Below are 20066 nucleotides of genomic sequence, written 5' to 3' on the forward strand. Positions count from 1 at the left end.
CGGAAATCACGTCAGTCGGCCAGCAGATCGAGGGCGTGAGTCAACGCGCTGACCAGCGTATCGACATCCTGTTGTGTATTGTAGGGGGCGAACGACGCGCGCAGCGTGCCGCTGACGCCTAATGCCGCCATCAGCGGCTGCGCGCAGTGCTGGCCGGCGCGCAGCGCAATGCCTTGCTCCGCCAGCAGCGTGACGATGTCGCTGTGGTGTACGCCGGCGATATCGAACGCCAGCAGACTGGAACCGGAACTGCGGAAGCTGCGAAAGCCCGGCAGCTGCGCCAACTGCTGTTCCGCCCGGTCAGCCAGCTCGCGGCTGTAATGTTCCGCCGCCGCCATGTCCTGTTCACTCAGCCAGGTGAGCGCGGCGGCCAACCCCAGCACGCCGGCGATGTTTGGCGTGCCGGCTTCGAAACAGTGCGGTGGCTTTTGTGGGGTAAAACCGTCGAACGACGCCTGGGTCAGCATCTTGCCGCCGCCTTGCCAGGGGGCCATCTGCGCCAGCAGCTCGGCTTTGCCGTACAGCGCGCCGATGCCGGTCGGGCCATACAGCTTGTGGCCGGAGAAGGCGTAGAAATCGATATCGAGCCGCTGTACGTCGGCCGGGCCGTGAACCACGCCCTGAGCGCCGTCAATCATCACGTGCGCGCCGGCGGCATGCGCCATGGCGATTGCCGGTGCCAGATCCGGGCAGCCGCCGGTGACGTTGGACATTTGCCCCAGCGCCAAAAGGCGGGTTTTGTCGTTGAGCAGGGCGGGCAGCTGCGTCAAATCCGGCAACCGATCGGCGCCGATGGGCAGTTTCACCACCCGCGCGCCGGTTTGTTCCGCCACCATCAGCCAGGGGATCAGGTTAGCGTGGTGTTCCGCTTCGCTCACCAGGATTTCATCGCCCGGCAGCAGACGCGGGCGCAGGTAGCTCTGCGCCACCAGGTTGATCGCCTCGGTGGTGCCGCGCGTCCAGACGATGTCGTCGGCCGACGGCGCATTGATCAATTTCGCCACCTGGCCGCGTGCCTGCTCGAAGCGGGCAGTCAGATCCTGCGCCGCCCGATGCTGGCTGCGGTGCACGGTGGCGGCGTCATCGCGATAAAATTGCTGCGTGGCGTCGATGACCGCCTGCGGTTTCAACGCGGTGGCGGCGCTGTCCAGATAGATACCATCCTGCGCGAGCGCGGGAAACTGTTGGCGAAAAAGGCTGGGGTTAAAAGGCGTCATACCCTGATTGTCACTGGCTTGAGTCGATGGGTGATCCTGTCCTATTTTGCCGCCGGAGACAAGCGATCCTGCCTATTAGGACTTATCGCCTGGCAAAATTGGGAAAGTTTGTTATGCTATTAAATGTGCGCTTATTAATCGCATCTATACACATAAAAGGTATTTATCAGCATTTAAAACTAAAAAGGAGTCCTCAATGAAGAAAACAGCCGCAGTTCTCTCTGCCCTGATGCTGACGTTCACCCTGGCCGCCTGTTCCAGCAACTACGTGATGCATACCAATGACGGACGCACCATTGTCGCTGACGGCAAGCCAAAAGTGGACAACGATACCGGCATGATCAGCTATAAAGACGCTAACGGCGTCGAGCAGCAGATCAACCGCGCCGATGTGAAAGAGATGGTTGAAAGCAACCAGTAACCGTCAGGCAAAAAAAAGCACCGCAAGTTTTGCGGTGCTGCATAAAATCACTATGGACAGACAGGGTAAATGTACAGGAAGTGAAAAAACAGTAGCCTAGCTACCATGTCCGGAATCGCCGGACAATTTGCAAACACAACATCACAACCACAAGCCAAAAGTTCATCGGCGTCCTCGACACCCACTCCCTTTTCGTTCCGGCCCGGGAAGTGCCGCCACTATAGGTATTTGCTGGCGCATCCTCAACGGACAAATTATAATGGCTCGGATTAAAAAAACTAATGGCAATACGCCGTTAGCGTTTACCGATGGCTTGCCACACAAAGCCGCCCGATTTTCGGCGCCGAATCATTCGGATTAATGTTACACAAAAGTAGCTAATTTAATGTCTAAACGCTTACCTCCCCTCAATGCGCTGCGCGTGTTCGATGCGGCCGCTCGCCACCTGAGTTTCACCAAGGCGGCGGAAGAGTTGTTCGTGACCCAGGCCGCGGTGAGCCACCAGATCAAGTCGCTGGAGGACTTCCTCGGACTGAAGCTGTTTCGCCGGCGCAATCGCTCGCTGCTGCTGACCGAAGAGGGCCAAAGTTACTACCTCGATATCAAGGAGATTTTCTCTTCGATCAACGAGGCGACGCGCAAGCTGCAGGCGCGTAGCGCCAAGGGGGCATTGACCGTCAGTCTGCCGCCGAGCTTCGCCATTCAGTGGCTGGTGCCACGGCTGTCCGGCTTTAACTCAGCTTATCCGGGCATCGACGTGCGCATCCAGGCGGTGGACCGCGAAGAGGACAAGCTGGCGGACGACGTCGACGTGGCGATTTTCTACGGCCGCGGCAACTGGCCGGGGCTGCGCGCCGAGCGCCTGTATGCGGAATATTTGCTGCCGGTGTGTTCGCCGAGCCTGCTGACCGGCGATCATCCGCTGAAAACCGCAGAGGATCTGGCTTATCATACGTTGCTGCATGACGTTTCACGCCGCGACTGGCTGGCTTATACGCGCCAACTGGGGTTGCAGCACATCAACGTGCAGCAGGGGCCGATCTTCAGCCACAGCGCCATGGTGGTGCAGGCGGCGGTGCACGGTCAGGGCGTGGCGCTGGTGAACAACGTGATGGCGCAAACCGAGATTGAAGCCGGTCGCCTGGTGTGCCCGTTCAACGATGTGCTGGTCAGTAAAAACGCTTTTTATCTGGTATGTCATGACAGCCAGGCAGAACTGGGTAAAATAGCCGCCTTCCGGCAGTGGATCCTGGCGCGTGCCGCCAGCGAACAAGAGAAGTTCCGCTTCCGCTACGAACAATAAGGCCGGCCGCCGCCTTGCCGCGGCCGGTGATTTTTAATGGGATAGATCACGATGAGCAGCCGTTCCATGCTGGTTTTCGCCGCTATCAGCGGCTTTGTGTTTGTCGCGTTGGGCGCATTCGGCGCGCATGTGTTAAGCGGTACGCTCGGCGCCAATGAAATGGCCTGGATCCGTACCGGGCTGGAGTATCAGGGGTTCCACACCCTGGCCATCCTGGCGCTGGCGGTCGCGATGCAGCGCCGCGTGAGCCTGTGGTTTTACTGGAGCGGAGCGCTGTTGGCGTTCGGCACCGTGTTGTTCAGCGGCAGCCTCTATTGCCTGGCGCTGTCGCACCTGAAGGTCTGGGTATATATCACGCCGGTTGGCGGCGTGTGCTTCCTGATCGGCTGGATATTGATGTTGATTGGCGCTTTGCGTCTGAGGAAAAAGGCCGAGCGCCATGAATAAGATTGCGTTGTACTGCCGCCCAGGCTTTGAAAAAGAGTGTGCGGCAGAGATCACCGACAAAGCCGCCCAGCTGGAGATTTACGGCTTTGCACGAGTAAAAGAGCACAGCGGTTACGTGCTGTTCGAATGCTATCAGCCGGACGATGCCGATCGCCTGGCGCGGGAGATTCCGTTCCGCGAACTGATTTTCGCCCGCCAGATGATCGTGGTGGGTGAGCTGCTGCGCGATCTGCCACCGGAAGATCGGGTATCGCCGATCGTTGGCATGCTGATCGGCGTGGTTGACCGCGGCGGCGAGCTGCGGGTGGAAGTGCCGGACACCAACGAAAGCAAAGAGCTGATGAAATTCTGCCGCAAATTGACGGTGCCGCTGCGCGCCGCGATGCGCGAGCAGAAGGTGCTGATGGCGCGCGAGAACCCGACTCGCCCGGTGGTGCACGTGTTCTTTATCGCGCCGGGCTGCTGCTACGTCGGTTACTCCTACAGCAACAACAACTCGCCGTTCTACATGGGCATTCCGCGTCTGCGCTTCCCAGCCGATGCGCCGAGCCGTTCGACGCTGAAGCTGGAAGAAGCGTTCCACGTGTTCATCCCCGCCGACGAGTGGGACGAACGCCTGGCCAGCGGCATGCACGCGGTCGATCTGGGCGCCTGCCCGGGCGGCTGGACCTATCAGCTGGTGAAACGCAGCATGATGGTGCATTCGGTGGATAACGGCCCGATGGCGCCGAGCCTGATGGAAACCGGCCAGGTGACGCACCACCGCGCCGACGGCTTCAAGTTCGAGCCGAACAGCAGCAAAATCTACTGGCTGGTGTGCGACATGGTGGAGAAACCGGCGAAAGTGACCAGCCTGATGATTCAGTGGCTGGTGAAAGGTTGGTGCCGCGAAGCGATCTTTAACCTCAAGCTGCCGATGAAAAAGCGCTATGAGGAAGTGTCGCAAAACCTGATGAGCATCCGCGAAGCGCTGGGCGCTGCCGGCATCAGCGTCGAAGTGCACGCCAAACAGCTGTATCACGACCGCGAAGAGATCACCGTACACGTGCGCCGCATGTGGTCGGCGGTGCCGGGTCGCCGCGACGAGCGCGATTAATCGCGTTAAACCTGATGAAGGGCGCTGCTTGCAGCGCCCTTATTGTATCGGCAGTCGCAGCTGCTGCAGGTTGCCGTCCAGCGACAGATCGGTGCGCAGCGTGGCGACTTGTTTGCTGACGTAGGCCAGCTCGCGGTGCTGCTCCAGCTTGCCGCGCCATTTCTCCGGCACCTGCTCCAGGTGCTGATAGATCCCGTCCAGACTGCCCGACTGCTGCAACAGCAGCACGGCGGTTTTCGGCCCGATGCCGGCCACGCCGGGGATCTTGCTGCTGCCGATCCCCGCTAACCCCCAGTAGTCCGGCAGTTGCTGCGGCTGCACGCCGAATTCCTGCTGCACGAAAGGCATATCCAACCAGCGTTTCTGGAAGTAATCGCGGATCTGTACGTTCGGCGCCAGCAGCTGGCAATAGCCTTTGTCGGTGGAGACGATGGTCACCTGGTGGCCGCCGCCGGCGACCTTCGCCGCCAGCGTGGCCGCCAGATCGTCTGCCTCGTTGCCGGGTGAATGCCAGCTGGCGACGCCCAGTTCGGCGAAGGCCTCACGCAACTGCGGCATCTCCTGCTGCAGGTTTTCCGGCATCGGCGAACGCCCGGCCTTGTAGTCCGGCAGAATTTGGTGACGCCAGCTATCGCTGCGATCGTCCTCGTCGAATACCGCTACCGCGTGGGTCGGGCGGCTGTGCTGGAGAAGCTGCTGCAGCGCGTGGCGGCAGGCGTTGACGCAAGGAGAGCCCTGTACGGCGTGAATGCGGCGGATGAGGTTCAGGGCGTCGACAATCAGTAGGTGTATCATCATGGGCGGCAAGGTCAGAAAAAACAGGGCGGCCGTTACGCCGCCCGGGATTGAGGATCAGGCGACGATTTCGTAGCAGGGCACATAGGCGCTGCCCGGCAGCTTCATGCGGTGCTGGGCGACAAAGCCCTGCAGCAGGCTGTCCATCTGCTTCATCATCTGCGGTTCGCCGTGCAGCTTGTACGGGCCGAACTGCTCAATGGCGTGGATGCCGTTTTCCTTCACGTTGCCGGCCACGATGCCGGAGAAGGCGCGGCGCAGCGCGGCGGCCAATTGCTCCGGCGGCTGGTTCGGATACAGATTGAGGTTCGCCATGTTCTCGTGGGTCGGCTCGAACGGCAGCTGCAGATCCGGCGCGATGCGGATCGACCAGTTGAAGCTGTAGGCGTCGCCGGTGTTGCGGCGGTTTTCCTTCACCAGCGGCATGGCTTTTTTCATCTGCCGTGCCACTTCCGCCGGATCGTCGATGATGATGGTGTAGTGACGGCGCGCGGCGTCGCCCAGCGTGTTCATGATGAACTCGTCCAGCACGCGGAAGTAATCGGCGCTCTCTTTTGGCCCGGTCAGGATCAGCGGCAGCACCTGCTCGCTGTTCTCCGGGTTCATCAGGATACCCAGCAGGTACAGCAGCTCTTCGGCGGTGCCGACGCCGCCTGGGAAGATGATGATGCCGTGCGCGATGCGCACGAAGGCTTCCAGGCGTTTTTCGATGTCCGGCATGATCACCAGCTCGTTCACCAGCGGGTTAGGCGGCTCGGCGGCGATGATCGACGGTTCGGTCATGCCGATGAAGCGGCTGTTGCGGTAACGCTGCTGCGCGTGACCGACCGCCGCGCCTTTCATCGGCGCTTCCATGGCGCCCGGCCCGCAGCCGGTGCAGATGTTCAACTCGCGCAGGCCCAGCTGGCTGCCGACCTTGCGCGCGTACAGGTATTCGTTCTCGTTGATCGAGTGGCCGCCCCAGCACACCACCATGTTGGGATCTTCATCCAGATGCAGCGTGCGTGCATTGCGCAGGATCGAGAACACCAGGTTGGTGATGTGGGCCGAGTTTTCCAGGTTCAGATGCTGGAAACGGCCGGCGCTGGCGATTTGGCCGTGCACGAACAGGATGTCGCGCAACACGGCGAACAGGTTGGCCTGCAATGAACGGATGATGCGGCCGTCGACGAACGCTTCTTCCGGCGGGTTGACCAGCTCCAGTTTCACGCCACGCTCGCGGCGCAGCACGTTGATATCGAAGGTTTCATAGCGCGACAGCAGCTGTTTGCTGTTGTCGGTTTGGCTGCCGGAGTTCAACACGGCCAGCGAACAGTTGCGGAACAGGCGGTACAGGTCGCTGCTGGCAGTGCGTTTCAGCATGTCTACTTCCAGCTGCGACAATAAATCCATAGAGCCAAGCGGGCTGATGTGTGTAATCAAGGTAACTCCTTTGCACCCGGTGCGGGGCGGTAGTAATCCATACGCAGCAAAACAGCATCTCGTTATGGTTGGCGTGCTGCGGTGCAACGGGCGTTCTGCCCGGCTGCAGCCTCGTTTTAACCTTACCGCCGTCCCTGCGCTTTTACCAACACAAACCGCTCGTTAGCTCAGTTGTTGAGCAATGTTTCGCACTTATTGGCGCGCCAGGCGGCCGTGCTCGGGAGTGAACGCGACGTTGCTGCGCCACGGGTTGATGTCCAGCCCGCCGCGACGGGTGTAGCGAGCGTAAACCGTCAGGCTCTGCGGCCGGCAGTAGCGCATCAAATCATTGAAGATGCGCTCGACGCACTGTTCGTGGAATTCGTTGTGGTGGCGGAAGGAGACCAGGTAGCGCAGGAGCGCTTCGCGATCGATCTTGGCGCCGCGATAGCTTATCTGCACCGAGCCCCAGTCCGGTTGATGGGTGATCAGGCAGTTGGACTTCAGCAGGTGGCTGACCAATTGCTCTTCCACTACCTCTTCACCGGCGGCGTTTAACAGGTAGTCGGCGTTGAACTCATAATTGTCGATGCGGATATCCTGCTGGTCGATGCAGTTGCCGGCCAGACGGGCGATCGGCGTGCCTTCCAACTGCTCGACGCTGAACAGGGTGACGCTGACTTCGCCCTGGGCGCAGGCGGACAGATCGCGTTGCAGGGTGCTGCGCACCGTTTCCCCATCGGCGAACGGCGTTTGGTTGAAGCTGTTGAGATACAGCTTGAAGCTTTTCGATTCGATCAGGTTCAGGCTGTCGGCATTGAGGCTGATCTCGCCGACCGCCACCTGCGGCAGCCCGTTGGCGTTCAGCCAGGAGAGTTCGTACAGCGTCCAGATGTCCGCGCCGTGGAAGGGCAGGTTGTCGGGATACAGCCCCAGCGGCTCGCGGTTCATGCTGCGCGGCACCGCCTGCAGCAGCGTGGCGTCGTAGCGATCGCGGTAGGCGGTGGGTTTGCCCAGCGTCAGCCCCGACAGGGCCTGGTGGTCTTGATATGAGGACATCTGCTGTCACCTCGGTCAGAGATAGGTACAATGGCCGTCAGTTTAACGTATGCGAGAAAGAATATGGACCATGATGTATCGCACGCCCTGCGTGAATTCACTCAACGCTATGTCGAGTTGTGGCAGCAAGAGCGCGGCCACGCGCCGGCCAGCGAGGCGCTGTACGGCGTGCCGTCGCCCTGCATCGTGGAGAATCGCGAGGACGACGTGCTGTGGTTGCCGCAGCCTTTCGAACCGGCGGCGACGCTGGAGAAGGTAGAGGCCGCGCTGGAGCTGCGTTTGCAGCCGGATGCGCATCGCTTCTACACGCAGCAATACGCCGGCGACATGAGCGCGCAGTTCGGCGAGCATCGCCTGAGCCTGCTGCAGGTCTGGAGCGAAGAGGATTTTATCCGCCTGCAGGAAAACCTCATCGGCCATTTAGTGACGCAAAAGCGCCTCAAATTGTCGCCGACCCTCTTCCTGGCGACCACCGAATCCGAGATGACGATGGTGTCGCTGTGCAACGTCAGCGGCAACGTGGTACTGGAGCAGTTCGGCAGCGATAAGCGCACCTTGTTGGCGGCGACGCTCGGGAATTTCCTCGATGCGCTGCGCCCTATGCTGGACTGAAGCGCGGCGGATTCGCCGTCGCCCGTGTGAGAGATCTCTCACACGGGCTGTGAGATATCGCTCTTAATTTTTCCCACCTTTATCTAGCCTATGAGATTATTGTTATCCAGATCAATTGGTTAGAATTTCTTTAGGATAACTCTTAGTCTTAATTTAGTGTGAGACACCTCCCAAACCCTTGTGATTCCGGGGAATTTAAGCGATCTTATCTTTACCGGAACGGAACCGGCGGAGCAGGAAAGCATCAGGATGATGCAGCTTCAGGAAGAAGAAAGGGATGCGCTCAGGCAAGAGCGAAGGATGGCGTCAGGAGATGCCCAGGATGTTTCAGGATAGAAACCAGGGACACCTCCAGGACGGAGATTGAGAGCCGGCACAGGACTGTCGGCGGGTCAGGAAGGCTGAGGAACCGCGTCAGGACGATGCTACAGGATGATGCAAGGATCACTTGGTCAGGATGGCCGTAGGAAAAGTTTTCAAGGATTGAGCAGGGAGCACACTGTGTAGCGGGATGGCTATAAAACGAACCGGGGGCACTGTTAACGCAGTGCCCCCAACTTTTTGTTATCTCCCGCCGCGTGTGCGCCCCGCGTTAATCCCTCTTCCGCGTTAACCAATCGCGCCCAGCGTATCGCCTGCGCCCTGTTTTTTCGGCAACAGGAATAGCGTGGCGTAGATATCCAGCAGGTAGATCGCCGCCAGCAGGCTGATGGCGGCGGTAAATGACACCTGCGTCACCAGCGCACCGATCACCAATGGCCCCAGGCCGCCGACGCCGCGCCCCAGATTGAACAGGATGTTTTGCGCGGTGGCGCGCGCCTGAACCGGGTAAGTATCGGAAATCAATGCGCCATAGCCGCCGATCATGCCGTTGACGAACATGCCCATCACGGCGCCGGCGAACAGCATCAGCATCGGATCGCTCAACTGGGCGTAGCCGATCACCATCACTACCGCGCCTACCTGATACAACACGAAAATCTTCCAGCGGGCGAAGCGATCGGCCAGCACGCCAAACAGCCAGATACCGAACGTCATGCCGACCACCGTTACCGCCGTCCACAGGCCGGACTTGGTGAGTGAGAAGCCGAAGTTTTTCGCCAGGTAAGTCGGCATCCAGATCATCAGCCCGTAGTAACCGAAGTTTTGCACCGAACAGAGAATGAAGATGCCGATGCTGGCCTTGCTGGTAGCGCGATCCTTAAACAGCAGGCGCAAACGCTGCAGGAAGGAGAGCGGCTGCCCGGCGTCTTTCTGCCGCACGAACGCCTCCGGCTCGCCCAGCGTGCGGCGGATCAGGAATGACGCCAGCGCCGGCAGCAGACCGACCAGGAACATACCGCGCCAGCCGATGTGTTCCAGCAGCAGCGGCGTCAGGAAGGCGGCTGCCAGCACGCCCAATTGCCAGCCCATGCCGACGTAAGCCGAAGCGCGGTTGCGCTTCTCCGCCGGCCAGGCTTCGGCGATCAGCGCCATGCCGATGCCAAATTCGCCGCCCAGCCCGATGCCCGCCAGGGTGCGATAGGCCAGCAGATCCCAATACCCTTGCGCCACGGCGCACAGGCCGGTGAACAGAGAAAACATCAGAATGGTGATGGTCAGCACCCGGATTCGGCCGAAACGATCGCTGAGGTGGCCGAAGATCACGCCGCCCAGCACCGCGCCGATCAGCGTCCAGGTGACCAGCGAACCGGCGGCCGATGAGGTTAATCCTAATTCGATGCTGATGGCCGGCAGCATAAAGCCGAGGATCAGCAGGTCAAACCCGTCCATGGCATAACCGGTGACCGAGGCCAGCATGGCTTTACCGGGCGTCGCGTGGTTTTTTTTCTCTGTTATTACGGACATGAATCTTTATCTGTGTGGTGTATTCGGTGGGCCTATTGTGCCGCGTGGCGGCGATCGCCACCAGATAAAAACGGCAGCCGGTCTCGGGCGCGCCAAATTTGGGCTATAAAAATGCTATGCTTTGCCGCCTTTCAGCCAGCGAGCTGAATACCATAATGAAAAGAGATCGGGAATGCAGATGAGTATACATAACCAGGTGCGCCGCAGTTTGCAGGCGATTGAACAATCCATGCGCGATCTGGCGCTGTGGCAGGCCGCGCCGCCTGAGCATGAGGCTTTTTCCAGCACCGAGCCGTTCTGTATCGACAGCATGTCGGCCGAAGCCTGGCTGCAGTGGGTGTTTCTGCCGCGCATGTATGCGCTGCTGGATGCCCAAGCGCCGCTGCCGACGCGCTTCGCCATCACGCCTTATTTCGAAGAGGCGCTGAAAGATCGTGAGCCGAGCAGCCTGCCGCTGCTGGTGCTGCTGCAACAGCTGGATTTGATGTTGAATAAAGAGCCGTAATCTGCCGGCGGCGCGCAGATTTTTGCCGTCCGGCAGTGTAGAGTACTCGCGCGGATGCCGGGCAGGAGAGCCGACGGTGTCTTTCGGCTCGGTTGAACCGCGACGGTTGACCGGGGGCTGCATTAGGATGATGAGGTGCTGCAATAATGGATTTATTAAGGTTTATCCTGCGTTTGCCTTTTACCCTGGTTAAGGGCGTTTGTCGCCTGCTGGGTGGGGCGTTGTCGCTGTTGGGACGGTTGCTGAGACCGCTGGTCGGCAACCTCAGCTGGCGCGCGCCGGCCTGGTGGGCTGCGCTGCCGCGCGGTTTTTTGCGGCTCGAAAGCGGCGTGGATAAACACCCGAAAGCGATCGGTCTGGGCCTGCTGCTGCTGGCGGGGGCCGCGGGCGGCGCGTTTTACGGTTGGCACTGGTGGCAAAATCGGCCCCAGCCCATCGAGCCGGCGCCGTTGGTGGTTCAGGAGATCAGCGCCGAGGTGGCCAACCCCGAGCCGATAGATTACGCCGCCGCCCGGCAGGCGCCGCAAACGGTGAGCCTGACCTTCAGCGGCTCGGTCGCGCCGATCGCCGTGGTGGGTAAAACCGTGAGCGCCGGTATCACCCTCAAACCGACGGCGGAAGGGCAGTGGGCGTGGAGCAATGAATCAACGCTGGTGTTCTCGCCGAAAAAACCGCTGCCGATGGGAGCGAAATATGAGGTGGCCCTGGAGCCCGCCACCTTGCTGGCGCCGCAGGTCAAGCTCGCCAAAACCCGCTATGCCTTCACCGTGCCCGCGTTCGATTACCGTCTGGGGCAGGCCGAGTATTACCGCGATCCACAGAATGCGCAGAAACGCAGCGCGATTTTCAATCTGCAGTTCAACGCGCCGGTCGACGTCGCCAGCTTTGAAAAACAGATTTCGCTGGGATTGAAGGAAGGCAGCACGTCCTCCGAGAAAAAGCTGAACTTCTCTCTGGTCTATGACGAGAAAAAACTGAACGCCTGGGTGCATTCCGAGCCTCTTCAGGCGCTGGATCAGGGCGGCGCGGTGCATCTGACCGTCGGTAAGGGCGTTAAATCGACGGCGGCCGGCAACGCTGTCGAAGAGGCGAAAAGCAACTGGGTCAAGGTACCCACCCTCTACAGCCTGGCGCTGAGTGACGCCAGCGCTCAGGTCGTGGACACCGACGGCGGCCAAGGGCAGCGTGCGCTGGTGGTCGGTTTCAGCGATGCGGTGAAGGATAAAGAGTTGGTGCGGGCCACCAAAGCCTGGCTGCTGCCGCAGCACGATCCGAGCGATGCCGAGGCCGCCAACGATGCCGAAGACTTCTATCAATGGACGGTCGACAGCGTCGGCAAAAACGTGCTGGCGCAGGCGACGCCACTGCCGTTGACGCTTAACGAGGCGGAAGAGGCCTATCAACCGCAGTTCAGCTTCCGTTTCGACGCTCCGGCGCACCGCTTTGTGTTGCTCGAGATAGACAACCAGCTGGTCTCTGTCGGCGGTTACAAGATGCCGAAGAAGGTTTATCGGGTGGTCGAAGTGCCGGAGTTCCCGAAATCGCTGCAGTTCATGTCGCAGGGCTCGCTGCTGTCGGTTAACGGCGACAAGCAGATCAGCGTGGCGGCGCGTAACGTGGCGGGCCTGCGGCTGGACATCAAACGGGTGATCCCGAGCCAGCTGCAGCACATTGTCTCCTTCAAAAGTCGGGACTACTCGTCCACGGAATTCAACCGTCTCAACGACGAATATTTCACCGAGCATTTCAAATACCAAACGGCGCTCAACAACGAGCGGCCGGGGGAAGTGAACTATCAGGGCATCGATCTCTCCCGTTATCTCTCCACCAACGCCAGCTCCCATCGCGGGGTATTCTTGCTGACGCTGTCCGAATGGCAGCCGAACCGAAAACCGGCGGCGGAAGAGGCGGGCACCGAGCAGGATCAGGAACAAGATGAAAGCGAAGGGGAAGAGCAGCCCGACGTCGGCGATTCGCGCTTTGTGGTGGTGACCGATCTGGGCATCGTCGCCAAGAGCTCGCAGGATAAGACGCGCGATGTCTTTGTGCAGTCGATCCAAAGCGGCGCACCGGTCAGCGGCGCCACCGTGTCGGTAGTGGCCAAAAACGGCGTGACGCTGCTCAGCCAAACCACCGGTGCCGACGGCCACGTGCGTTTCCCGGCGCTCGATGTATACACCAACGAGCGCCAGCCGGTGATGTTCCTGGTGGAAAAGGAAGGGGATGTCTCCTTCCTGCCGACCGGTAGCTATAACGATCGCGGGCTGGACTTCTCGCGCTTCGACGTCGCCGGTGAACAAACGCCGACCGATCCGCGCACCCTCAGCAGTTATCTATTCTCCGATCGCGGCGTTTATCGGCCGGGGGATACTTTCAATATTGGCCTGATCACCCGCGCCGCCGACTGGGGCGTTGGCCTGGCCGGCGTGCCGGTGCGTGCCGAAATTCGCGATCCGCGCGACAAGCTGATGTCCACCGTACCGCTGACGCTGGGCGCCAGCGGTTTCAACGAGCTGAGCTATACCACCGATGAAAACTCACCGACCGGCGAGTGGAACGTCTATCTGTATCTGATCGGCAAAAACAACGATACCTCCACGCTGCTCGGCCATACCGCGGTCAATGTGAAGGAGTTCGAACCGGATCAGCTGAAAGTGAAGCTGGCGTTGACGCCGGACAGCCAGCAAGGCTGGGTAAAACCGTCTGAGCTGAAGGCCAGCATCGACGTGCAGAACCTGTTCGGCACCCCGGCGCAAGATCGCCGCGTGACCACCAGGTTGACGCTGCGGCCGATGTATCCGAGCTTCGATCGCTTCCCGGATTATGCGTTCTACGAAAACCGGCAAAACAGCGACGGGTTCGAAACCGAGCTGGAAGATCGCACCACCGATGAGCATGGCGCGGCCGATATTCCGCTCGATCTGAAATCCTACGCCGACGCGACCTATCAGCTGCAGCTGTTGTCGGAGGCGTTCGTCGCCGGCGGCGGGCGTTCGGTGGCGGCTACCGCCCGTACGCTGGTTTCGCCTTACGATTATCTGATTGGGGTGAAGGCCGACGGCGATCTGGGCTACATCAATCGCGACGCGGAGCGGCATCTGAATGTGATCGCTATCGATCCGGCCCTGAAACAGATCGCCATGCCGAATCTGAAGCAGGTGCTGATCGAACAGAAATACATTTCGGTGCTGACCAAACAGGATTCGGGCGTTTACAAATACCAGTCGAAGATGAAGGAAGTGCAGCTGTCGGAACAGCCGCTGGCGCTGAGCGAGCAGGGCGCGGATCTGCGGCTGACGACTGATAAGCCGGGCGACTTCGTGCTGGTGATTGAAGATGCGCAGGGCAAGACGCTCAACCGCGTCGCCTACAGCGTGGCCGGCAACGCCAACCTGAGCCGTTCGCTGGATCGCAACGCTGAACTGAAGCTGAAACTGAACCAGGCGGAATACCAGCCGGGCGAGGAGATCGAGGTGGCGATTAACGCGCCCTATACCGGCAGCGGTTTGATCACCATCGAGAAGGACAAGGTTTACGCCTGGCAGTGGTTCCACAGCGATACCACCAGCTCGGTGCAGACGATCCGCGTGCCGGCCGGCATGGAGGGCAACGGCTACATCAACGTGCAGTTCGTGCGCGACATCAACTCCAGCGAGATCTTCATGAGCCCGCTGAGCTACGGCGTGATGCCGTTCAAGATCAGCACCAAGGCGCGCCAAAACAGCCTCGAGGTGACGGCGCCGGCGGTCATCAAGCCGGGTGAAAACCTGACGATGACGGTCAAGACCGATGCGCCGCAGCAGGTGGCGCTGTTCGCCGTCGATGAGGGCATTCTGCAGGTGGCGCGTTACCGCCTGAAGGATCCGCTGGAGTTCTTCTTCAGCAAGCGCGAACTGAACGTGAGCAGCTCGCAGATCCTGGATCTGATCCTGCCGGAGTTCAGCAAGCTGATGGCGCTGACCGCGGCGCCGGGCGGCGATGCGGGCGAAGGGTTGGATCTCAACCTCAACCCGTTCAAACGCAAGCGTGACAAGCCGGTGGCCTACTGGTCCGGCATTACCGAAGTCAGCGGCGAGAAGCAGTTCGTCTACCCGGTGCCGGACTACTTCAACGGCAAGATCCGCGTCATGGCGATTTCGGTGACGCCGGAGAAAATCGGCAAGGCGCAAACCGCCGCCACGGTGCGTGACAGCTTCATCATGACGCCGAACGTGCCGGCGATGGTGGCGCCGGGCGATGAGTTCGACGTCAGCGTGGGCATCAGCAACAACCTCGAAGGGCTGAACGGCCAGTCGGCAGCCATCAACGTCCTGCTGACGCCGCCGCCGCAATTGGAGGTGGTGGGCAACGCGACGCAAAGCCTGACGCTGGCGGAAAAACGCGAGGGCGTGATCGCTTTCCGCCTGCGCGCCAAAGCCGTTTTGGGCGATGCGCCGCTGGTGTTCGACGCCCGTTACGGCGACCAGGCCAGCCGCCGCACCGTCAGCACCTCGGTGCGGCCGGCGGCGCCGTACCGCACCCAGTCGGTGATGGGGCGCATGAGTGGCAGCAGCCAGAACGTCGATGGCCTGCGCCAGATGTTCGATGCTTTCGCGCAGCGCCGGGCTGCGGTGTCGAATTCACCGCTGGTGCTGACCAATGGGCTGGCGCAATACCTGGCGGATTACCCATATTACTGTTCCGAGCAGATCGTCAGCCGTTCCATTCCGCTGATGCTGCAGAGCCGCCACCCAGAGATGAAAAGCAGCCTGAGCCAGGCGGAAGTCAGCAAGCAGCTGCGCAATCTGCTTGGCGTGCTGCGCGCCCGCCAGAACGACAGCGGGGCGATCGGCGCCTGGCGTTCATCGCCGGATGCCGATCCTTTCGTCACGCCTTATGTGGTGCAGTATCTGCTCGAAGCCAAAGCGGCGGGCTACGCCCTGCCGGAAGGCATGCTGGATGAAGCCAACGTCGCGTTGCGCGAGCTGGCGGCCAGCGGTTTCGACGATCTGTATCTGCTGCGCCTGCGCAGCTGGGCGGTTTACCTGCTGACGCTGCAGGGCGAAGTGACCACCAACTCGCTGGCGGCGGTGCAGGATACGCTGCAAAAACGCTATGGCGAGGGCTGGAAAACCGACCTGAGCGCGCTGTATCTGGCCTCTTCCTATCGCCTGTTGAAGATGGACGACGAAGCCGCCGCGCTGTTGCAACCGAGCTGGCAGCAACTGAGCAAAGCCTATGACAGCGCCTGGTGGACGCAGAACTATTTCGATCCGCTGGTGCTGGATGCGACGCGGCTGTATTTGATTACCCGTCACTTCCCTGAGAAGGTGGCGTCGATTCCGCCGCAGGTGCTGGAGAATATGGTCAAGGCACTGAAAGAAGAGCGTTACACCACGTACTCCTCTGCAATGAGCATCCTGGCGCTGGAAAGCTATTCGACTGAGGTGGCGGCGCAATCCGCCAATGCGGACGCGTTAGGCATCGTGCAGGTGGGCAAAAGCGGCGGCGAGCCGCAGCGCATCAGTGAGCTGCAGGGGCTGTTCGTTCAGGGGCAGTTCAACGCCGATGCCACCGCCGTGCGCTTCACCAACGGCGGCAATGCGCCGGCCTGGTATGTGGTGACGCAGGCCGGTTACGATCTGAATGCGCCGCAAAAAGCGCTGTCGCGCGGCATTGAGATTGTCCGCGATTACACCGACGAGCAAGGCAAAGCGGTGACGCAGGTGACGCTGGGGCAGAAGATCAATGTCCATCTGAAGGTGCGCGCCAACTCGAAAGAGGGGCAGAGCAACCTGGCGATCGTCGATCTGCTGCCGGGCGGGTTCGAAGTGGTGCAGCAGACGCCGCCGGAACCGGCCGATACCGGCGAGGAGAGCGACGATCGCGGCGGCTGGCAGTCGCCGCTGGCCGCCACCGGCTCCACCTGGGCGCCGGATTACAGCGATATCCGCGAAGATCGGGTGATTATCTACGGCAGCGCTGGCACCGAGGTGCAGGAGTTCGTCTATCAGATCAAGGCCACCAATACCGGCAGCTTTATTGTTCCACCGGCCTACGGCGAAGCCATGTACGACCGTGAAGTGCAGGCCATGTCGGCCGGCGGCGGCAAGCTGGTGGTGGTGCCGGCGGGCAACGACTAGGCCATATCCGGCGCCAGGCCAGCGTCTGGCGCCGGAATGCTGAGAACGTATGAAGATCCTGACCGGGCGCGTGCTGCAAAACGGCTTGATGGCGGTGTTTTTACTGGCGCTGCTGTTGGCCGCGATTCGGCTGTGGCCGCATCCGCCCCTGTGGCAGGGGCTGCCGCAGTCTTCCGTTTATTACGACAGGCACGGCGCGTTGCTGCGCATCACGCTGGCCAACGACGATCGCTACCGGCTGTGGACCCCGCTGGAGCAGGTGTCGCCGTTGGCGGTGCGTGGGCTGCTGCTGCACGAAGATCGCTGGTTCTACTACAACCCCGGCTTTAACCCCGTCAGCCTGATGCGCGGCTTCTGGCGCAGCTATGTCGCCGGCGGCAAAATGCAGGGCGGATCGACCATCAGCATGCAGCTGGCGCGGATGCGCTGGCATCTCAATACCCGCACGCCGGGCGGCAAGCTGCTGCAGGTGCTGCGCGCGGTGCAGCTGGAGCTCAGCTATTCCAAGCGCGATATCCTGGAAGCCTATTTGAATTACGCGCCCTACGGTCGCAACATTGAAAGCATCGGCGCCGCCAGCCTGATCTACTTCGCCAAGTCGCCGAAGGCGTTGACCCTGCCGGAGGCGCTGACGCTGGCGGTGCTGCCGCAGTCGCCCAGCTACCGTCTGGAGCCAAAAACCGGCGTGCTCGGTGCCGCATTGACGCAGGCGCGCAACCGTCTGTTCCAGCGCTGGCAGCAGGTTTACCCGACCGACGCCAGCCAGCAAACGCTGTTCCGCCTGCCGCTGGCGCTGCGGCAGCCTGAACAAGTGCCTTATATTGCGCCGCACTTTATCGAACAGCTACGCCTGCAGACGCAGCAACTGGTGCAGCGCGACACTCGCGTCGACACTACGCTGGACGCCGGGTTGCAGCGGCTGGTCGAGCGGCAGGTTAACGCCTTTATCGCCCGCAACCGCAGCCGCGGCATTCAAAACGCCGCGGTGCTGCTGGTGGACAGCCGCGATATGGGGGTGCGCGCGCTGGTAGGATCGGCGGACTATTACAATCGGCCGATCCAGGGGCAGGTGAACGGCACCAACGCCAAGCGTTCGCCGGGATCGACGCTGAAGCCGTTCATCTACGCGCTGGGCATGGAGCAGGGCGTGCTGCATCCGATGACTATCCTCAAAGACGTGCCTTCGTCGTTCGGCGCCTATGCACCGGAAAATTTCGACCGGCGCTTTCTCGGCCCGGTGACCGCCACCGACGCGCTGAACTTCAGCCGTAACATCCCGGCGGTATATGTCGCCTCGCAGCTGCGCCAGCCGACTTTTTATCAGTTCTTACGCCTGACCGGCGTCGCCAATATGGCCAATGAGAGCCACTACGGGCTGTCGCTGGTATTGGGCGGCGGTGAGGTGACGGCGCAGGAATTGGCGAAGCTGTATGCGCTGCTGGCGAACCACGGCGAGCTGCGGCCGCTTCGCATGCGATTGAACGAGGCCGAATCGACGCCGGTGCGGCTGCTGAGTGAGGAGGCCAGTTTCATCACGCTGGATATGCTGCGCCAGCACCGGCGGCCGGGCGATACGCTGGCACAGCGTTCTTCTTCGCTGCCGGTGTATTGGAAGACCGGGACTTCATGGGGCTTTCGCGACGCCTGGAGCGTCGGAATCTTCGGCCCTTACGTGCTGGTGGTGTGGGAAGGCAACTTCGACGGGCGCGGCAACAATGCGTTGGTCGGCGCCGAGGCGGCCGCGCCGCTGTTTTTCAATATCATCGACAGCGTCAACGCCAGCTACCCTGGCCTGCGGGAACCGAAACATCCGTTCCCCCAACGGCTGCGGCGGGTGGAGATTTGTCTCGCCAGCGGCGATCTGCCGACGCCGTGGTGCCAGCAAAAGGGCAAGACCTGGTTCATTCCCGGCAAGTCGCCGATCAAGGTGGACAGCGTCTATCGGCCTGTGGTGCTGGATATTCACAGCGGCGAGGTCGTTTGCCCGCCGTATGACGCGGCGCAGACTCGTACCGAAATCTTTGAATTCTGGCCTTCCGATTTGGCCAACGTGTTCGCCCAGGCCGGGCTGCCGAAACGGACGCCGCCGGTTAACCGCTGCAAGGATAACGGCATCGCCGTCGGCGGCAACGCACCGCGCATCACTTCGCCGCTGAAAAATACCACCTATACCCTGCGCCAGTCGCAGCAGGGGCGGGACAAAATCGCCTTCAATGCGGTGACGGATGCCGACAGCAAGACGGTGTACTGGTTTGTCGACGATATCTATCTCGGTAGCAGCGCCAGCAAAAAGCCGATCGACTGGCGGCCGATCAACAACGGGCGTTATCGCATTCGGGCGGTGGACGATCGCGGCCGCGCCGATACGCGCCTGGTGACCATCGAATGGGTAAACTAGCGCTGAGCCGCACGCCTGTTATACTCGCGCCCGAAACGGCTATTGACCTGGGAAAGCGATGTGATTGAGATTTTGTATCAGGATGAACACCTGGTGGCGGTGAACAAACCGTCGGGCTGGTTGGTACACCGCAGTTGGCTGGATCGTCATGAAACACGTTTTATGATGCAAACGGTGCGCGATCAGCTCGGGCAGCACGTCTTTACCGTGCACCGTCTCGATCGCCCGACCTCCGGCGTGCTGCTGATGGCGCTTTCCAGCGAGGTGGCGCGCCTGCTGTCGCAGCAGTTCGAGCAGCATCAGGTGCAGAAAACCTACCATGCGGTGGTGCGCGGTTACGTGCAGGAGGGGGCGACCCTCGACTACCCGCTGACGGCGGAGCTGGACAAAATCGCCGATAAACATGCCGATGCCGACAAGGGGCCGCAGCCGGCCGTCACGCACTACCGGCCGTTGGCGCAGGTAGAGATGCCGGTGGCCGTCGGCCGCTACGACAGCGCACGTTACAGTCTGGTGGAACTGCAGCCGGAAACCGGCCGCAAGCACCAATTGCGGCGCCACATGGCGCATCTTCGCCATCCGATCATCGGTGACAGCAAGCACGGCGATCTGCGGCAGAACCGTGGGATGGCGCAGCATTTCGGCTGCCCGCGCCTGATGCTGCACGCCAGCCATCTGCAGCTGACGCACCCGGTGAGCGGCGAGCCGCTGCAGGTGACGGCGCGCTGGGACGAAGACTGGCAAGGGGTGATGGCGCAGTTCGGCTGGGCGGGGGTATTCCCTGAACTTGCCGGGGTTGAGTTTAGCGCGGCTAACGGTCAGGATAGCTGACAATTTTTAAA

Annotated in this window: 14 protein-coding genes; 9 read left to right on the forward strand and 5 right to left on the reverse strand. The window is 61.1% G+C overall.

From position 1 onward, the window contains the following. Nucleotides 1–11 precede the first annotated feature (11 nt). Nucleotides 12–1217 carry a cysteine desulfurase CsdA gene (gene csdA, locus N6G83_RS34110; RefSeq protein ID WP_197826877.1) on the reverse strand — a complete coding sequence of 402 codons (1206 nt, stop codon included), beginning with the start codon at nt 1215–1217 and terminating at the stop codon, nt 12–14. 196 nt (nt 1218–1413) lie between these two features. On the opposite strand from csdA, the gene N6G83_RS34115 reads away from it, so the two are divergent. The 4 genes from N6G83_RS34115 (at nt 1414) to rlmM (ending at nt 4484) form a co-directional block, all read left to right on the forward strand. Continuing rightward, the gene (locus N6G83_RS34115; RefSeq protein ID WP_025304050.1) at nt 1414–1638 is read left to right on the forward strand and encodes a YgdI/YgdR family lipoprotein; all 225 of its coding nucleotides are present in this window, start codon (nt 1414–1416) and stop codon (nt 1636–1638) included. 385 nt (nt 1639–2023) lie between these two features. After that, nucleotides 2024–2941 carry a transcriptional regulator GcvA gene (locus N6G83_RS34120; protein ID WP_025304049.1) on the forward strand — a complete coding sequence of 306 codons (918 nt, stop codon included), beginning with the start codon at nt 2024–2026 and terminating at the stop codon, nt 2939–2941. Between the two features lie 51 nt (nt 2942–2992). Beyond that, a complete protein-coding gene (locus N6G83_RS34125; RefSeq protein ID WP_004931896.1) occupies nt 2993–3388 on the forward strand; it encodes a DUF423 domain-containing protein in 396 nt (131 codons plus the stop codon). Next, nucleotides 3381–4484 (forward strand): 23S rRNA (cytidine(2498)-2'-O)-methyltransferase RlmM, encoded by a 1104-nt coding sequence (rlmM, locus tag N6G83_RS34130; RefSeq protein WP_019455735.1) that lies wholly within the window; start codon nt 3381–3383, stop codon nt 4482–4484. Before N6G83_RS34125 ends, rlmM begins: the two co-directional genes overlap by 8 nt. A 39-nt stretch (nt 4485–4523) precedes the next feature. Here the strand turns inward: rlmM and xni are convergent, their stop codons facing one another. From xni to queF, 3 genes are all read right to left on the reverse strand, one after another. Beyond that, the gene (gene xni / locus N6G83_RS34135; RefSeq protein WP_015378904.1) at nt 4524–5282 is read right to left on the reverse strand and encodes a flap endonuclease Xni; all 759 of its coding nucleotides are present in this window, start codon (nt 5280–5282) and stop codon (nt 4524–4526) included. A 54-nt stretch (nt 5283–5336) separates the two neighbouring features. Then, complete coding sequence (ppnN, locus tag N6G83_RS34140) at nt 5337–6701, reverse strand: nucleotide 5'-monophosphate nucleosidase PpnN (RefSeq protein WP_019455737.1); 1365 nt, start codon at nt 6699–6701, stop codon at nt 5337–5339. 192 nt (nt 6702–6893) lie between these two features. Beyond that, on the reverse strand, nt 6894–7739 hold the full coding sequence (gene queF, locus N6G83_RS34145) for an NADPH-dependent 7-cyano-7-deazaguanine reductase QueF (RefSeq protein WP_142591632.1): 846 nt from the start codon (nt 7737–7739) through the stop codon (nt 6894–6896). 63 nt (nt 7740–7802) lie between these two features. On the opposite strand from queF, the gene syd reads away from it, so the two are divergent. Beyond that, a complete protein-coding gene (gene syd, locus N6G83_RS34150) occupies nt 7803–8351 on the forward strand; it encodes a SecY-interacting protein (RefSeq protein WP_089196212.1) in 549 nt (182 codons plus the stop codon). A 609-nt stretch (nt 8352–8960) separates the two neighbouring features. Here syd and N6G83_RS34155 read toward each other — a convergent pair. Beyond that, nucleotides 8961–10199, reverse strand: a complete 1239-nt coding sequence (locus N6G83_RS34155; RefSeq protein WP_127146780.1) for an MFS transporter — start codon at nt 10197–10199, stop codon at nt 8961–8963. A 178-nt stretch (nt 10200–10377) separates the two neighbouring features. On the opposite strand from N6G83_RS34155, the gene N6G83_RS34160 reads away from it, so the two are divergent. From N6G83_RS34160 to truC, 4 genes are all read left to right on the forward strand, one after another. Beyond that, a complete protein-coding gene (locus tag N6G83_RS34160; protein WP_025304043.1) occupies nt 10378–10704 on the forward strand; it encodes a YqcC family protein in 327 nt (108 codons plus the stop codon). Nucleotides 10705–10850: 146 nt separating this feature from the next. Then, on the forward strand, nt 10851–16826 hold the full coding sequence (locus tag N6G83_RS34165; RefSeq protein WP_260516158.1) for an alpha-2-macroglobulin: 5976 nt from the start codon (nt 10851–10853) through the stop codon (nt 16824–16826). Between the two features lie 49 nt (nt 16827–16875). Continuing rightward, nucleotides 16876–19224, forward strand: a complete 2349-nt coding sequence (gene pbpC, locus N6G83_RS34170) for a penicillin-binding protein 1C (RefSeq protein WP_260516159.1) — start codon at nt 16876–16878, stop codon at nt 19222–19224. 60 nt (nt 19225–19284) lie between these two features. After that, nucleotides 19285–20055, forward strand: a complete 771-nt coding sequence (gene truC / locus N6G83_RS34175; RefSeq protein ID WP_025304040.1) for a tRNA pseudouridine(65) synthase TruC — start codon at nt 19285–19287, stop codon at nt 20053–20055. Nucleotides 20056–20066 lie beyond the last annotated feature (11 nt).

The sequence above is a fragment of the Serratia sp. PL7 genome, assembly GCF_945957435.1.

What these genes read in the sequence shown, in the direction of transcription:
- csdA (WP_197826877.1), bottom strand. Translation starts at nt 1,217, where the DNA reads ATGACGCCTTTTAACCCCAGCCTTTTTCGCCAACAGTTTCCCGCGCTC.
- N6G83_RS34115 (WP_025304050.1), top strand. Translation starts at nt 1,414, where the DNA reads ATGAAGAAAACAGCCGCAGTTCTCTCTGCCCTGATGCTGACGTTCACC.
- N6G83_RS34120 (WP_025304049.1), top strand. Translation starts at nt 2,024, where the DNA reads ATGTCTAAACGCTTACCTCCCCTCAATGCGCTGCGCGTGTTCGATGCG.
- N6G83_RS34125 (WP_004931896.1), top strand. Translation starts at nt 2,993, where the DNA reads ATGAGCAGCCGTTCCATGCTGGTTTTCGCCGCTATCAGCGGCTTTGTG.
- rlmM (WP_019455735.1), top strand. Translation starts at nt 3,381, where the DNA reads ATGAATAAGATTGCGTTGTACTGCCGCCCAGGCTTTGAAAAAGAGTGT.
- xni (WP_015378904.1), bottom strand. Translation starts at nt 5,282, where the DNA reads ATGATGATACACCTACTGATTGTCGACGCCCTGAACCTCATCCGCCGC.
- queF (WP_142591632.1), bottom strand. Translation starts at nt 7,739, where the DNA reads ATGTCCTCATATCAAGACCACCAGGCCCTGTCGGGGCTGACGCTGGGC.
- syd (WP_089196212.1), top strand. Translation starts at nt 7,803, where the DNA reads ATGGACCATGATGTATCGCACGCCCTGCGTGAATTCACTCAACGCTAT.
- N6G83_RS34155 (WP_127146780.1), bottom strand. Translation starts at nt 10,199, where the DNA reads ATGTCCGTAATAACAGAGAAAAAAAACCACGCGACGCCCGGTAAAGCC.
- N6G83_RS34160 (WP_025304043.1), top strand. Translation starts at nt 10,378, where the DNA reads ATGAGTATACATAACCAGGTGCGCCGCAGTTTGCAGGCGATTGAACAA.
- N6G83_RS34165 (WP_260516158.1), top strand. Translation starts at nt 10,851, where the DNA reads ATGGATTTATTAAGGTTTATCCTGCGTTTGCCTTTTACCCTGGTTAAG.
- pbpC (WP_260516159.1), top strand. Translation starts at nt 16,876, where the DNA reads ATGAAGATCCTGACCGGGCGCGTGCTGCAAAACGGCTTGATGGCGGTG.